Origin of the sequence: Psychrobacter sp. KFRI-CH2-11, assembly GCF_038239325.1 — a bacterium.
Lineage (GTDB): Bacteria > Pseudomonadota > Gammaproteobacteria > Pseudomonadales > Moraxellaceae > Psychrobacter > Psychrobacter celer.
Genome location: NZ_CP151283.1, coordinates 2,419,556 through 2,433,964, shown reverse-complemented (window position 1 = coordinate 2,433,964; position 14,409 = coordinate 2,419,556). Strand labels below are relative to the sequence as shown.

The 14,409-nt window shown below is 46.3% G+C and carries 13 protein-coding genes; 10 read left to right on the top strand and 3 right to left on the bottom strand.

What is annotated here, in order from left to right; genetic code table 11:
* Positions 1–72 precede the first annotated feature (72 nt).
* Positions 73–579 carry a DUF4124 domain-containing protein gene (locus tag AADH33_RS10010; protein ID WP_207969316.1) on the bottom strand — a complete coding sequence of 169 codons (507 nt, stop codon included), beginning with the start codon at positions 577–579 and terminating at the stop codon, positions 73–75.
* 1,020 nt (positions 580–1,599) lie between these two features.
* Between AADH33_RS10010 and AADH33_RS10005 the strand changes: the two genes are divergently transcribed.
* From AADH33_RS10005 to AADH33_RS09965, 9 genes are all read left to right on the top strand, one after another.
* Positions 1,600–3,312 (top strand): acetolactate synthase 3 large subunit, encoded by a 1,713-nt coding sequence (locus AADH33_RS10005; RefSeq protein WP_075102332.1) that lies wholly within the window; start codon positions 1,600–1,602, stop codon positions 3,310–3,312.
* Entirely contained in the window at positions 3,312–3,809 is a 498-nt protein-coding gene (ilvN, locus tag AADH33_RS10000; RefSeq protein WP_075102296.1) for an acetolactate synthase small subunit, read from the top strand. Before AADH33_RS10005 ends, ilvN begins: the two co-directional genes overlap by 1 nt.
* Before the next feature lie 141 nt (positions 3,810–3,950).
* Positions 3,951–4,967, top strand: a complete 1,017-nt coding sequence (gene ilvC / locus AADH33_RS09995; RefSeq protein ID WP_348548806.1) for a ketol-acid reductoisomerase — start codon at positions 3,951–3,953, stop codon at positions 4,965–4,967.
* A gap of 337 nt (positions 4,968–5,304) precedes the next feature.
* The gene (locus AADH33_RS09990) at positions 5,305–5,733 is read left to right on the top strand and encodes a hypothetical protein (protein ID WP_075102299.1); all 429 of its coding nucleotides are present in this window, start codon (positions 5,305–5,307) and stop codon (positions 5,731–5,733) included.
* A gap of 386 nt (positions 5,734–6,119) precedes the next feature.
* Positions 6,120–6,332: a cold-shock protein gene (locus AADH33_RS09985; RefSeq protein ID WP_058025376.1), complete on the top strand. Its 213-nt coding sequence runs from the start codon at positions 6,120–6,122 to the stop codon at positions 6,330–6,332.
* 211 nt (positions 6,333–6,543) lie between these two features.
* Positions 6,544–7,107: a DUF421 domain-containing protein gene (locus AADH33_RS09980; RefSeq protein WP_348548805.1), complete on the top strand. Its 564-nt coding sequence runs from the start codon at positions 6,544–6,546 to the stop codon at positions 7,105–7,107.
* A gap of 475 nt (positions 7,108–7,582) precedes the next feature.
* On the top strand, positions 7,583–8,332 hold the full coding sequence (locus AADH33_RS09975) for an electron transfer flavoprotein subunit beta/FixA family protein (RefSeq protein ID WP_075102301.1): 750 nt from the start codon (positions 7,583–7,585) through the stop codon (positions 8,330–8,332).
* A 155-nt stretch (positions 8,333–8,487) separates the two neighbouring features.
* The gene (locus tag AADH33_RS09970) at positions 8,488–9,420 is read left to right on the top strand and encodes an electron transfer flavoprotein subunit alpha/FixB family protein (protein ID WP_348548804.1); all 933 of its coding nucleotides are present in this window, start codon (positions 8,488–8,490) and stop codon (positions 9,418–9,420) included.
* Between the two features lie 276 nt (positions 9,421–9,696).
* Complete coding sequence (locus AADH33_RS09965) at positions 9,697–10,905, top strand: cupin-like domain-containing protein (protein ID WP_348548803.1); 1,209 nt, start codon at positions 9,697–9,699, stop codon at positions 10,903–10,905.
* 128 nt (positions 10,906–11,033) lie between these two features.
* On the opposite strand, the gene AADH33_RS09960 is transcribed toward AADH33_RS09965, so the two are convergent.
* Together AADH33_RS09960 and AADH33_RS09955 are read right to left on the bottom strand one after the other, a co-directional pair.
* Complete coding sequence (locus tag AADH33_RS09960) at positions 11,034–11,834, bottom strand: TrmH family RNA methyltransferase (protein ID WP_348548802.1); 801 nt, start codon at positions 11,832–11,834, stop codon at positions 11,034–11,036.
* 100 nt (positions 11,835–11,934) lie between these two features.
* Positions 11,935–12,918 carry a class 1 fructose-bisphosphatase gene (locus tag AADH33_RS09955; RefSeq protein ID WP_348548801.1) on the bottom strand — a complete coding sequence of 328 codons (984 nt, stop codon included), beginning with the start codon at positions 12,916–12,918 and terminating at the stop codon, positions 11,935–11,937.
* 394 nt (positions 12,919–13,312) lie between these two features.
* On the opposite strand from AADH33_RS09955, the gene AADH33_RS09950 reads away from it, so the two are divergent.
* A complete protein-coding gene (locus AADH33_RS09950) occupies positions 13,313–14,386 on the top strand; it encodes an aspartate carbamoyltransferase catalytic subunit (RefSeq protein ID WP_075102306.1) in 1,074 nt (357 codons plus the stop codon).
* Positions 14,387–14,409 lie beyond the last annotated feature (23 nt).

The window sequence follows — 14,409 nt, the reverse complement described above, 5'->3', positions numbered from 1 at the left end:
AATAGGCGAGAGTTGAAAACACGTCCCAATCCACTGGCATAAGCGGCAAACCGCCATGCCCAGAGCGGCAGTTTACAAGGCTGCAGAGTTGCCGCAATATTGATCGATGGCTTGCTGCACCCGTTCACGTTTTAGCTCAATCTCTCGGCCATCCAAATATTGACGTTTACCATTGGCATCCATTTCATAGATACGGCCACCGACATTGAGGTTGGTCAAGTTATTACGTAGTGACTGACAACGCTGCGCATTGGCTTGTGCCTCTTGCTCTTTGATGCGAGCCTCTAGCTGTGCCACGCGTTGCTGCTCGGCGGTCTGAGCATTGCTACTTTGACTGGCATCTGTTTTTCCCGCCATTTCTCCTGCGTTGTTTTGCCGTCCATCGCTGCGAAACTCAATCAACTCGACATTTTTGCCATTTTGCGGTGCATGTTGGCTATATTTTACCTCACCATGCGCGCCGATAGACTTATACACTTGAATAGCATGACTGGCGCTCATCGACAGCATTAGCATACCTGCCATACTCGCACTGACAAGGAGTTTGGCAGCAGTATATTGTGAAAACGCATATGCCATAGCAGAGTTCCTCTTAAGCGGCAAAATAAAAATATCGATATAAATATAACACTTTAGTATTGGGATGGTACTAAAAATGTACCGAGGTTTGATTCTATCAAATAATTCTTATCAATGTATATTATTTAATAACCAATAGTTAGGGATAGGGGATATAAGTTTTTCTTGACAATAGCTGATAAACCATCGAATATAAGGACAGTTGATTGGTCAGTGAGCGGCTTTTATGATATTGCCGTGGCACTTGAGGACAAGGACCAAAGGTTACTTATCGGTAGCTTGCAGGTTTTGTTTTCTTTGTGATGATGTGTGTTGTGAGGGTGGTCAGGAAGACCACTACAAATCACAATATACATTGTCTCCGGACTTATCTGTCTACAATGACTAAGATAAACTTGTTATTTGAACCCTACTAAGTGTCATGCTTACGTTTGTCTCAAAAACGGCTCGATATGTAATGATAATACGAAATCAATAGTCGGTTATAGGACTTAACGACCTTGTTATACGCCACTAACCATAAGTGCTATCTGATTTGTTTATGATGATTTATGTATCTTGTGTCAACGCCATTGCATCCGTTAGTCTGACAGATGCTAAGTTTTGAAAACAACGGTTTTGAGAACAGCTGCTTGGTAATCGCACTCAATAATAAGCTTCTTTTATAGATGCGCTCGCATCTTGTCATCGTACATCGATAACTTCCTGTCACAAACTGACCTCAATACCTTGCTGTATTTGAGTCTAATGCTGTGTCCAAACAGTATGACTTACGTATGGTGGGCACACATTCTTGATATGGATAAGAGTTGGCGCTTGTTTTATGGTGCTAAAAATCACACCAGTCGGTAATGGTTTTTTATTATAAAACACCGCAAATTCTCGCCGCAAAAAAAGGTGATGACAGTGACGCAAACCACGCAAAGTCCGAATATGACCGGACATACCCAGACGGGTAATGCCGCAAAAAACTTCGAAGAAAAACAGCAACGTCTTGCAGAGGATAGTGCGCAGCCAGTGATGCTATCTGGTGCTGAGATGTTGGTGCAATCGCTGACCGATGAAGGGGTTGACTATATCTTTGGTTACCCAGGTGGCGCGGTACTTCATATTTATGATGCTTTGTTTCAACAAGACGCCATTGAGCATATTTTGGTACGTCATGAGCAGGCCGCAGGTCATATGGCAGATGCCTATTCACGCGTGACAGGCAAGACAGGGGTGGTGCTCGCCACCTCAGGCCCTGGTGCGACCAACACGGTGACGGCCATCGCAACCGCCTTTATGGATTCAGTTCCGATGGTGGTGATTTCAGGTCAGGTGCCAAGCAGCTTGATTGGTGAAGACGCTTTTCAAGAAACAGATATGGTTGGGGTATCACGCCCTATCGTCAAGCACAGCTTTCAGGTGCGCCATGCCAGCGAAATCCCGATGATCGTCAAAAAAGCCTTTTATATCGCCCAGTCTGGACGCCCAGGTCCTGTGGTTATCGATGTGCCAAAAGACATGACGGCTCCTAGTGAAAAGTACGCTTACGAGTATCCTGCTGAGGTATTCTTGCGCTCGTATCAGCCATCACAAAAAGGCCATAGCGGTCAAATCAAAAAAGCGGTTGAGACTCTGTTATCAGCACAGCGCCCTGTCGTCTATGCTGGCGGCGGCGTGATTTGGAGTAAAGCCCACGAAGAGCTGACCGATCTTGCTCATCGTTTAAACTTACCTGTGACCAACACCTTGATGGGACTTGGCACCTTCCCAGGCTCAGATCGTCAGTTCTTAGGTATGTTAGGTATGCATGGCACTTATGAGGCCAACATGACTATGCACCACGCGGATGTCATCTTGGCAATTGGCGCACGCTTCGATGACCGCGTGACCAATAACGTCAAAAAATTCTGTCCAAATGCGACGATTATCCATATCGATATCGATCCGGCTTCTATTTCTAAGACGATCAATGCCCATATTCCAATCGTCGGAGATGTCAAAGCGGTCTTGACAGATATGCTAGGTATCATTGGTGATGACAAAGAGCTTGAGCAGCATGCCTTGCAAGACTGGTGGTCGCAAATCAACGAGTGGCGTACGCGTCATGGCTTGCGCTACGACACCAGTACCGATGAAGGTATCAAGCCGCAAAGCGTCGTCCAAGCCCTGTGCAAAGTGACAGATGGCAAAGCCATTATCACCAGTGACGTCGGTCAGCATCAGATGTTTGCCGCTTTGTATTACACCTATGATGAGCCGCGTCAATGGCTAAACTCAGGTGGTCTTGGCACCATGGGTGTGGGACTGCCTTATGCAATGGCGGCCAAGCTTGTAAGGCCTGAGCGCGATGTGGTGTGCATCACTGGTGAAGGCTCTATTCAGATGAACATCCAAGAGCTATCGACTTGCTTGCAATACAATCTACCTGTCAAAATATTAAACCTAAACAATGCTCAGCTGGGTATGGTTAAGCAGTGGCAAGACATGCTGTATGAAGGCCGTCACGCACAGTCTTATATGAATTCACTACCAGATTTTGTGAAGTTGGCAGAGAGCTACGGTCACGTCGGTATCAAAATCACCGATCCTGCGACGATGGAGGCTCAGCTGGCTGAAGCCATGGCAATCAAAGACAGACTGGTATTTATCGATGTTTATGTCGATCGTCATGAGCATGTATATCCAATGCAAATCGCGGGTCAATCCATGCGTGATATGTGGTTAACAAAAGGGGAGCGCACCTAATGCAACAACAACATCTGATTTCGGTATTGATGGAAAACGAAGCGGGTTCGTTGTCGCGATTGGTCGGCTTGTTTTCCCAGCGTGGCTATAACATCGAGACCCTCAACGTCGCGCCCACTGATGACCCAAGTATCTCGCGTCTGACCGTGACGACCATTACCTCACCTGAGCGAATCGAGCAAATCACGAAACAATTGCATAAATTAATCGAAGTGGTTAAGGTACTGAATCTGACGGATAATGTCCATGTCGAGCGTGAGCTGATGCTGATCAAAGTGCGCGCGACTGGCAGCGTACGCGAGGAGATTAAGCGTAGTGCTGATATCTTCCGCGCACAAATCGTGGATGTGACATCCAATCTATATACCATCCAAATTGTCGGTGATAAAGCCAAGCTAGACGGCTTTATCGATGTGATTGGCCGCGAGCGTATTATGGAAGTGGTTCGCTCAGGCGTCATCGGTATCGCACGTGGAGAAAAAACCCTAAGTCTTTAGTCGGCAGTAGTGACTAATACTGTGAACAATGTAGTTTATTATCAACAGCGCGCTCATCTTAGCCCACACTCTATGAGAATGGTTGAAGTAGGAGCGCTTACTATCCATGGCACGCCATGATTGAGGAAAAGGACTCTATTTATGAACGTTTATTATGATAAAGATTGTGATCTATCGATTATCCAAGGCAAAAAAGTGGCCATCATTGGCTACGGCTCACAAGGTCATGCCCACGCGCTGAACCTACAAGACTCAGACGTCGATGTCACCGTGGGCCTACGTGCCAACTCGGGCTCATGGAAAAAAGCTGAAAATGCTGGTCTAAAAGTCGCTGAAGTCGAAGAAGCGGTAAAAGCGGCCGACGTTGTCATGATTTTGACGCCTGATGAGTTCCAAAAAGAGCTTTATAATGAAGTAATCGAACCCAACATCAAAGAGGGCGCTACCTTAGCTTTCGCGCACGGTTTTGCCATTCATTACAACCAAGTAGTGCCGCGCGGTGATCTTGATGTCATCATGGTCGCACCAAAAGCACCAGGTCATACTGTTCGCTCAGAGTTTACCAAAGGCGGCGGTATCCCAGATCTTATCGCGATCTACCAAGACGCATCTGGTCAAGCCAAGCAGTTGGCACTATCTTATGCAGCAGGCGTGGGCGGTGGCCGCTCGGGTATCATCGAGACGACATTTAAAGATGAGACAGAAACCGATTTATTCGGTGAGCAAGCAGTGCTTTGTGGCGGCGCAGTAGAGCTGGTCAAAATGGGTTTTGAGACGCTAACAGAGGCAGGTTACGCGCCAGAAATGGCATATTTTGAGTGCTTGCATGAGCTAAAGCTTATCGTCGACCTCATGTACGAAGGCGGTATCGCTGACATGAACTACTCGATCAGTAACAACGCTGAATACGGCGAATACGTCACTGGTACAGAGGTCATCAACGAGCAATCACGTGAAGCGATGCGCAATGCCCTAAAACGCATCCAGTCTGGTGAGTACGCGAAGATGTTTATCTCTGAAGGCGCGACCAACTACCCATCAATGACTGCCCGTCGCCGTAACAACGCTGAGCATCAGATCGAAATCACTGGTGCCAAACTGCGCGCTATGATGCCATGGATCGGTGGCAACAAGATCATCGATAAAGACAAAAACTAAACCAAAGCACTAAGCCTACGCTTATAAGTAGCCATATGCGCTATCTTTAGACTGGCTGCGTTAAACAAACCCATGTTATCAATAGATAGCATGGGTTTTTTGTAGGTGGGTATGGGCCAAGAATACATGATATGGGTTGAAAATCAAAAAACGCTGCCCAATATAGGCAGGCATTACGATCTTAATTATGGTAGCTAATAGTGATGATAGTTGGTGCGTATAGCAGTTAGCTGCCACGTATTTTTTGTTGATGGTTGCCGCCATCAGTATTTTGTTTTTTTATCTTTGTCTTATTGTCGCAAAGTGCTTCTTTTTTCTAGAATACAGGTTGTCTGTTGTGCAAATATCTTATCCTGACTGGCTAACGCCGCAATTCGTTTACATTACTCTGAGCGCTGTGGTAGCAGTCTTGATTTGGATAGAAGGGGAGATGCTCAAAAAAACAGACGGCAAACTGCCCAAATCAAAGTTTTTTCAGATCAGCTCATTATTGGATACATCGTGGTTTTTTGTCTCTGTCGTCATGCTCTATGCCATAGACCTAACGCCACTGGCCATTACCGTCCCAGCGGCCTATGGTATCTATACCACCTTTGGCTGGGTCTATGGCACACGCCTGCTCAAACGTAAGGGCATTCCAGACTCACCGCAGGATCTGGTGGTTCCGGCCAAATACATCGCTTATAGCCAGTCGTTTTCATTGATATTTTTTGCGCTTTGTCTATTGGTACTAAGTGCGCCATGGCTCCCGATATCGCAGGGGTAGGTCGCTATGTAGTCATCTCGTTAGAAGGATGAATAGAAGAATAAAAGGATGGCCAAATAAAAGTAACGTCGATCATAACGAAAGCAGTTGATGTTATTGTTGATAATTCCTTTATTATCAAATAATTATGTTGTATCAGTACTGCCGATGATCATTGGTTTTTATTCCTCATAACTATTTACAAAAATCATCAATTTAAGCTGTTGCCGTTAGGAAAAGCTGTTATAATCGGCTTGTACTCAGAGGATTTAAAGCAATAACTTTGCTTTATTTAACAGAGGCTTGGTGGTTTTTGCCAGTCCGCTGCAACAAAAGTCATTTGGGTATATATCAATTAATCGGTGACGACACCAGTCTCGCCAACAGTTAAAGAGTTAGGAAAATTTATGTCAGATAAAGTTGAAGGCACTGTAAAGTGGTTTAATGAAGCTAAAGGTTTTGGTTTTATCGCTCAAGACAACGGCGGACAAGACGTATTCGCTCACTACAGCGCTATCCAAGGTAACGGTTTCAAAACTCTAGCCGAAGGCCAAAAAGTGTCGTTCATCTTAGGTGAGGGCAAAAAAGGTCCACAAGCTGAGCAAATCGAAGCACTATAATTTCTTTGCTGTTTGGGCACACTGATGTTCAGTACGCTCGATGACAGTTAGAGTGACGATATGCATAAAATTTTTGTTTATAAAAACAATAAAAATACTGTTTAGACTTTAAAAAAAAGCAACCTCTTATCAGGTTGCTTTTTTTGTGGGGTTTGTTTTTCGGTTATTTTCGATATAGGATTGATTGAGAATAGCGATATAAGGTTGATTTATGAAGTGGCAGACATGGTTTTCGATTGATTGGCAGCAGCTGGTGGGCATATCTTTATCTGCTGCAGGGTTTTATGTGGGCTTGATGCTTTTTACTCGCTTGATGGGGCTGCGCAGTTTTTCAAAAATATCTAGTCACGACTTTGCCATGACGGTTGCTATCGGTAGTATTTTAGCCTCTACGGTGTTGTCTGATTCGCCATCACTGATGCAGGGTCTATTTGCTGTGGCGGTGTTATTTGTCATGCAAGGGCTGATTTCTATGATCAGGCGCAAGGTCAAACCACTCAAATCGTTGATTGACAATAGAGCCATTATATTGATGGCTCACGGCGAGTATTTTGCAGACAATTTGGCCGAGGCAAATTTAAGCACCAGTGATGTACAAGAAGTGCTGCGCAAAAATGGCCTAAAGTCCAAGACAGAAGTGTTTGCGGTGATTATGGAGACGACAGGAGACATGAGCGTCATCAAAAACAATGACGTCCCGCCTGACTGGGCGTTGTTTGATGACATACGTGACAGCGAGCTGTTGATGAGACCGAGCCACCATGAGTCAAACTAAGCTCAGGCTGCTTTGATGAGCTATGGCGCGCCAAACACTGGTAGGGTAAGAAGTCATAACAAAGCCTTAAGCAAGCTGTATGCTAGCAATGCTATAACGGAGTGAAGAATAAAGCTTGGGTTCAAAAAAAGGAAGAGGACATCAGGGGGGGGATTGTGCGTTTATAAACTATTTATTATAGAATGGTGACAAATTTATGACGCATTATTCACGGCGTTGTCTTGACCTTAGGCCTGTGCTCACGCAAGATACGTAGGTCTGATAATAGCGGCGGGCTTAGCCTTAGTGGATTTTATTAATAAGAAATATGCGACAAATATGCGTTTTGGTATTGTTTCATCTCTCTTAATTAACTACTATCTATTGACGCAGTATAAACCTTGAGTAGTATTTTGAACGACAGTTTGAATAACCATGAACCTTTGGTTCTTAACTGGCAATTTTTTAATTCATAACATTAATAAACGAGGAACGTATGAAAGCATTAGTAGCGGTCAAGCGTGTCATTGATTACAACGTAAAAGTTCGTGTAAAAGCTGATAACTCTGGCGTTGATTTATCAAACACCAAGATGTCAATCAACCCTTTTGATGAGATTGCAGTAGAAGAAGCAGTTCGTCTAAAAGAAGCTGGCGTCATTGACGAGATTATTGTTGCCTCTATTGGTCCTAAAGAGTCACAAGAGCAGATTCGTGCGGCCTTGGCACTGGGTGCGGATCGCGGTGTTTTAGTATTGACTGACGACAAGCCATACCCTCTACAAGTCGCTAAAATTCTAAAAAATATCGCCGAAAGCGAAAGCACCGATATCATTCTTTTGGGTAAACAAGCGATCGATGATGACAACAACCAAACAGGTCAGATGCTCGCAGCATTGATGGGTATCGGTCAAGGCACCTTTGCATCAGAAGTAAAAGTCGAAGGCGATAAAGTAAACGTCACTCGCGAAATCGATGGCGGCTTACAGACAGTTGCGCTTGATTTGCCAGCAGTCATCACCACTGACTTGCGCTTGAATGAGCCACGTTATGCCAAATTGCCAAACATCATGAAAGCGAAGAAAAAACCGCTTGATGAAAAAACGCCAGCTGATTTTGGTGTAGATATGGCATCTAAGCAAGAGATTATCAAAGTCGTACCACCTGCTGAACGCAAAGCTGGTATCACAGTGGGTTCTGTTGATGAGTTGGTCGATAAGCTAAAAAATGAAGCAAAAGTAATCTAATATCTTAATGATTGGATACTTCGCGGCGGCACATTGTGTACAAGGCTACGCCTATAAAGCTGCGTCTATAAAGATAAGTCATAGGGCCATATAGACCACGTTGTACACAAACCACTTCATGAATCGATGATACGAACAAATAAAGGATTAAAACAATGGCAATTTTGGTATATGCAGAACATGACAATGCCAGTCTAAAAAAGGCAACTTTGAACACCATCGCAGCAGCAAAACAAATGGGCGATGACGTTCATGTATTGGTCGCAGGTAGCGGCGCGCAAGCAGTCGCTGATGAAGCAGCAAAAGCTGAAGGCGTGACCAAAGTATTATTGGCAGACAACGCAGCATATGAGCACCAATTAGCGGGTAATGTGGCTCTATTGGTTGCTGATGTGGCCGGCGATTATAGCCATATCGTTGCTGCAGCGACCACCACTGGCAAAAACTTTATGCCACGTGTTGCCGCATTGCTAGATGTGAGCATGCTCTCTGAAGTCTCAGCAGTCGTAGATGCGCAAACCTTTGAGCGTCCTATCTATGCTGGTAACGCAACCGCTACCGTGAAGACATCAGAAGATAAAGTGGTCGTTACGGTTCGTACCACAGCGTTTGATCCAGTAGCTGCTGACGGCGGCTCGGCGGCGGTTGAGACTATTGACAGTGTGCAAGAGACGGGCAAGGCAAGCTTTGTCAATGAAGAGATGGCGCAGTCTGACCGTCCTGAGCTGACGTCAGCGAGTATCGTTGTCTCTGGTGGCCGTGCATTGGCAAACGGTGAGAACTTCACCAAATACATCGAGCCATTAGCTGACAAGCTAGGCGCTGCGGTTGGTGCATCACGTGCCGCTGTGGATGCAGGCTATGTACCAAACGATATGCAGGTCGGTCAAACCGGTAAGATCGTTGCGCCGCAGCTATATATCGCAGCTGGTATCTCAGGTGCGATTCAGCATTTGGCCGGTATGAAAGACTCTAAAGTCATCGTGGCGATCAACAATGACCCAGAAGCGCCAATCGCTAGCGTTGCTGATTACTTCTTAGAAGCAGATTTGTTTGAAGCGCTTCCTGAGCTAACCAGCAAAATCTAAGCTTACATGACTAAGCGCTTATCTGTGTTTATACATAGTTAATGGTAAGTTAAAGGCCTTCGGTTTATTGGACCGGAGGCTTTTTTATGAGTGTTTTATCACAACCGCAAAAGACGATAATGTCGTGATGATTGGCTGATAACATGCTATGTTATACGGCTGAGAGGTAACGATAGCAGTGATGACGCTGTCTATTAATGGCTTTATAAAGCAAAGGCTTTATAAAACCAAAGCATCAATCAAGGAATGAGTAATCTAAAGGATTAGGAGATACCAATGAGTGCAGCACTACATACGGCAACAGCTTTGCCCCAAGAGTGGCAAGAGTGGGTGATGACCAATATCATGCGCGGCGTACAGACAGACGCCATCATCGACACCCTAAAAAACCATCGCTTTTCTGATGCTCAGATCAAAGCTGCGTTAAGCGACGAGCCAGAGCTGGCAGCGAATGAGAGCAAGCAGACCATACGCAAGCTGCCAAATAATTGGAAAGAGTGGGTCGCTAGCAACTTGCTTGCAGGAACGAGCAAGGCGGGTATAGCTAAGACGCTGGCGCAACAAGGGTTTAGCAGCGCTGAGATTGCGCTAGAGATACAAACCGCGAGCAAAAGCCCTTATCTACGAGCAGCGGCAAAAACCGCTCAGACCCTCAAAAAACGTGAATGGCTACTTGCGACTTGTGACCACCTCGCGCGGTTAGACCCTGGCTACAATCAGCAGCTTGAGGTCATCGATACGCCGGCTTTTGAGGTGTTTATTAAAAACTACTACAGTAAGCACAAACCCGTCGTGCTCCAAAACGGCATCGAGCATTGGCCAGCGCTCAAAAAATGGAGCCCGCAATACTTTGCTGAGGTCTTGGGCGCGGCTGAGATTCAAGTACAGTTTGACCGTGAAAGTGATGCGTTGTTTGAACGTCATTCTGATAAATACCGCAAATCGATGCGCATGTCTGAGTTTGTCGATATGATAGAAAATGATGGCGAAAGCAACAATTATTATATGACTGCCAACAATACACAGCAAAATGTCGATACCATTAGGCCTGTATTTGCCGATATTGGGGATTTTGGAGACGGCTATCGCCAGCTTTTGGCTGATGATCCAGCCTTTAGCACGTATTTTTGGATGGGACCAAAAGGTACCTTTACGCCGTTACACCATGATTTGACCAATAACATGCTGGTGCAAATCTACGGTCGCAAAAAAGTCACCTTGATTCCAGCGTGGCAGGTGCCGTGGATGTACAACGATTTGCATGTCTATAGTGAAGTGGATTTTCCTAATGTGAATCTAAAAACTCACCCGCTAATGCAGCATGTCACGCCTGTTGAGGTGACGATTGCGGCAGGCGATGCGTTGTTTATTCCGATTGGATGGTGGCACTGCGTGGAAGGGTTGGATAAATCCATTAGTATCAGCTTTACCAATTTCAATGCACCAAACAGCTATGCAGAAGGCTTTAAAAAAGCACAGGGCTGAGCGGCATCATAAAGGTTTTTCGGTTTTGTGACTTCAACGAAAAAGGACTGATAACCTACTGCGTTATCAGTCCTTTTTATGCGTATCTCGAAAGCTGAGGCACGCGTTTTAGCACAAAGATAGGTGCACTAAAGGGTAGTGTATTTCCGTTGACGTAATGTCTCATATAGACATAGTGAGCCTGCGATGGCGACGTTGAGGCTTTCTTGACCATTGGGCTGTGGTAGGGCAATGGGCGTGGCGCATTGCATCAGCTCGGCAGACACCCCTTGACCCTCATGACCCATAATCCAAGCGATAGGCTGGGTCAAATCGTGCTGATAGATAAGCGTATCAGTGTGGGAGCTGGTGGCAAATAACGGCGCTTGCACATGATCTAAAATGTCTTGAATACTCAAGCCTTCATAGATATGTAGGGCAAACTGTGCGCCCATACCTGCTCGCAAGGTCTTAGGCGACCAAGCCTGCGCCGTCGCGCTGGTGCATAAAACATGAGGGATACCAACCGCCGCCGCTGTGCGCAGCAAGGTGCCCACATTGCCACTGTCTTGTACGTCATTGAGGATCAAACAATCCTCTGCAATCATCGGTAAGCTGGGCGCGGGTATGGTAATCAGCGCCATGATATCGATACCCGTACCGAGACTACGAATACTCTCGTACAGCGAGTCTGATAGCGTTATGATCGGCGTATGACTTGGTAGGCGCGTCAATAGTTGCCCGACCTCAGGATGCGTATGCGCTGATTCAGCCAGCAGGATTTGGGCAAATGGATAATCACTACGCAAGGCGGCGTCAATTAAATGTACGCCTTCGAGCACGGTTTGGCTGTGTTTTTTGCGCTGGCGGGCTTGCGTCAACAAACCTTTGACCAGCTTGACGGTGTTATTCTTATCTGAGGTAATCAGCTCGGTGGGGTTTGCTACCATAATAGATCGCTTAGAGAAAAATATAAGTGGAGCAATCAGGATAAGGCGCGATTAAACAACATAATCGTTATCCTGATTGCGATAAACCGATGGGTCAAGCTTATGAGTGAGCGTGCTGTACGTGCAAGTCTTTGACATAGTTGACTTCATTTTTGCTGCCTAATACCACCGGCACACGTTGGTGAATGTCGGTCGGCTCGATGTCCAAAATACGGTTGATGGCATCTGTCGCCGCGCCTCCTGCCCGCTCAATCAGCAAGCTCATCGGATTGGCTTCATACATCAAACGCAGCTTACCTGCCTTGTTAGGGTATTTGGTGTCGAACGGATAAGTAAAGAGACCACCGCGGCATAAAATGCGATGAACATCACCGACCATTGCAGCGACCCAGCGCGTATTAAAATCACGGCCGCGTACGCCCGTTTTGCCCGCGATAAGCTCATCGATATATTGCTGCATTGGCGCCAGCCAGTAGCGATAATTGGAAGCATTAATAGCATATTCGCTGGTATCGGCGGCGATTTGCACATGGTCATTGATAAGAATATAGTCGCCACTGTCTGGGTCTAGGCTAAACATAACCACATTATCAGCGATGGTCAGTGCCAGCACCGTAGAGGTGCCATATAGCAAGTAACCGGCCGCCAGCTGCTGATTGCCCGCTTGCAAAAAGTCACTGTTTTCGCTGTTTTGACCTTGGCGCTCATACGGTAAGATAGAAAAAATGGTGCCGACCGCCATGTTGATGTCGATGTTTGATGAGCCGTCGAGCGGGTCAAACAACACCAATAAGCTACCATCTGCATTGGCAGGGGTGGCATCATCTAACTCTTCTGAGGCGACGCCTGCGCAGTGAGTGTTTTTTGCTAAGGCGTCCAGCAGTAAGTCATTGGCCAGCACGTCTAGCTTTTTTTGCTCTTCGCCTTGGACGTTCTGATTGCCCGCTTCGCCCAAGATATCGGCGAGCGCGCCTTTTTTGAGCAGCCCAGAGATGGTCTTGCCCACCTCCGTCACGGTGGTGATTACGTTGCTAAGCGCAGGGTCTTTAGCATGCGCGTCTAGATAATTTGCTAAGGTGCTCATAAGGCTTCCTGATAAGTTATATAAAGAGATAAAATAAAAAACGGATCATGATAAAAAGATGTCGTGGCCATCGCTCAACGGCTAAGCAAATTTTGAAATAGCTGATAGCGCGTCTTTGTCCTGACCACAAAATCAGCTACACTATGTGTATTGTTAATGATTTATGGTTTGACTCGGCGGCGTCCTGAAGGCGACAAGATATCTCACCGATAAGACGCTTGTGTCATTAGGGTAAATTGTAGCAAATAAGCGCTAAAAAGTCCCCGTGTCTGCCCATGCCAGCACCAAATGATCAAATAAAAGCCAATAAAGACTGACGGGCTGTGTATTATGGTCGTATCTTATACAGTCCCTCATATAGCCTCATATCAACTCACAATAAAGACGTGCCCTTATGCCAAACTCTATCGATAATCCCTTAACGCAGTCGGTCTCACCCACTGATTATGCCAAGTTTGATCCCAATACCATTCATCAAAGGCTCAATAGCTCATTGAGCCGTCCGCAGCTCAATGCAGACAGTAGTATTCGTCACTTTTTGGGCGTAGAGGGACTCAATAAGGCTCAGCTGCAAGCAATCATCGCCAAAGCAGAGACTTTTTTTGACGAAAATGGGCAACTGATTAACCGTCCTGAGCTTGAAGGCTATACGGTGATGAACTTGTTTTTTGAACCATCGACGCGTACCCGTACAACCTTTGAGGTGGCTGAAAAACGTCTTGGTGCCAATGTGCTCAATATCGATATCGAACGCTCCAGTACCAAAAAGGGCGAGAGCCTACGCGATACGTTGTGGAATCTGCAAGCCATGACCGCAGATATCTTTGTGGTGCGTCATTCGGCCTCGGGTGCAGCGCACTTTATGGCGACAGAGGTGACGCCTGATATCGCTATCATCAATGGTGGGGATGGCTGGCATGCGCATCCGACTCAAGGTATGCTCGATATGTTGACGATTCACCGCGAAGCACCGCGGCCGTTTGAGGCGCTATCAGTAGCCATTATTGGTGATATCAAACACTCTCGGGTAGCTCGCTCGGACATCAGTGCGCTGCAGACCTTAGGCGTAAAAGACATTCGTGTCTGCGCGCCGCGTACCCTGCTGCCCAAAGGTATTGAGCGGTATGGTGTCAAGGTCTATGAAGACATGAATGCGTGCGTCAGTGATTGTGATGTCATCATGGGCTTGAGAATCCAAAATGAGCGTATTGGCTCGCCGCTACTGGCATCATCTAGCGAGTACTACAAACATTATGGCATCACTCCAGAGCGGGTGGCATTGGCCAAGCCTGATGCCCTCGTCATGCACCCAGGGCCGATGAACCGCGGAGTAGAGATTGCCTCAAGCGTGGCTGATGGCGCTCAGTCGGTCATCTTAAAACAGGTGAATAATGGTATTGCGATTCGTATGGCGGTGTTGGCATTGGCCATGGAAGGTCAGCGCGCCCATCAGACGTCTCGCCTATAAAGCCCAAACGACTATTTTACTTT

Excerpts from the sequence above, each read along its gene's own strand:
- AADH33_RS10005 (WP_075102332.1), top strand. The coding sequence starts at position 1,600 with ATGCTATCTGGTGCTGAGATGTTGGTGCAATCGCTGACCGATGAAGGG.
- AADH33_RS10010 (WP_207969316.1), bottom strand. The coding sequence starts at position 579 with ATGGCATATGCGTTTTCACAATATACTGCTGCCAAACTCCTTGTCAGT.
- AADH33_RS09960 (WP_348548802.1), bottom strand. The coding sequence starts at position 11,834 with ATGGTAGCAAACCCCACCGAGCTGATTACCTCAGATAAGAATAACACC.
- AADH33_RS09985 (WP_058025376.1), top strand. The coding sequence starts at position 6,120 with ATGTCAGATAAAGTTGAAGGCACTGTAAAGTGGTTTAATGAAGCTAAA.
- ilvN (WP_075102296.1), top strand. The coding sequence starts at position 3,312 with ATGCAACAACAACATCTGATTTCGGTATTGATGGAAAACGAAGCGGGT.
- AADH33_RS09955 (WP_348548801.1), bottom strand. The coding sequence starts at position 12,918 with ATGAGCACCTTAGCAAATTATCTAGACGCGCATGCTAAAGACCCTGCG.
- AADH33_RS09965 (WP_348548803.1), top strand. The coding sequence starts at position 9,697 with ATGAGTGCAGCACTACATACGGCAACAGCTTTGCCCCAAGAGTGGCAA.
- AADH33_RS09980 (WP_348548805.1), top strand. The coding sequence starts at position 6,544 with ATGAAGTGGCAGACATGGTTTTCGATTGATTGGCAGCAGCTGGTGGGC.
- ilvC (WP_348548806.1), top strand. The coding sequence starts at position 3,951 with ATGAACGTTTATTATGATAAAGATTGTGATCTATCGATTATCCAAGGC.
- AADH33_RS09950 (WP_075102306.1), top strand. The coding sequence starts at position 13,313 with ATGCCAAACTCTATCGATAATCCCTTAACGCAGTCGGTCTCACCCACT.
- AADH33_RS09975 (WP_075102301.1), top strand. The coding sequence starts at position 7,583 with ATGAAAGCATTAGTAGCGGTCAAGCGTGTCATTGATTACAACGTAAAA.
- AADH33_RS09970 (WP_348548804.1), top strand. The coding sequence starts at position 8,488 with ATGGCAATTTTGGTATATGCAGAACATGACAATGCCAGTCTAAAAAAG.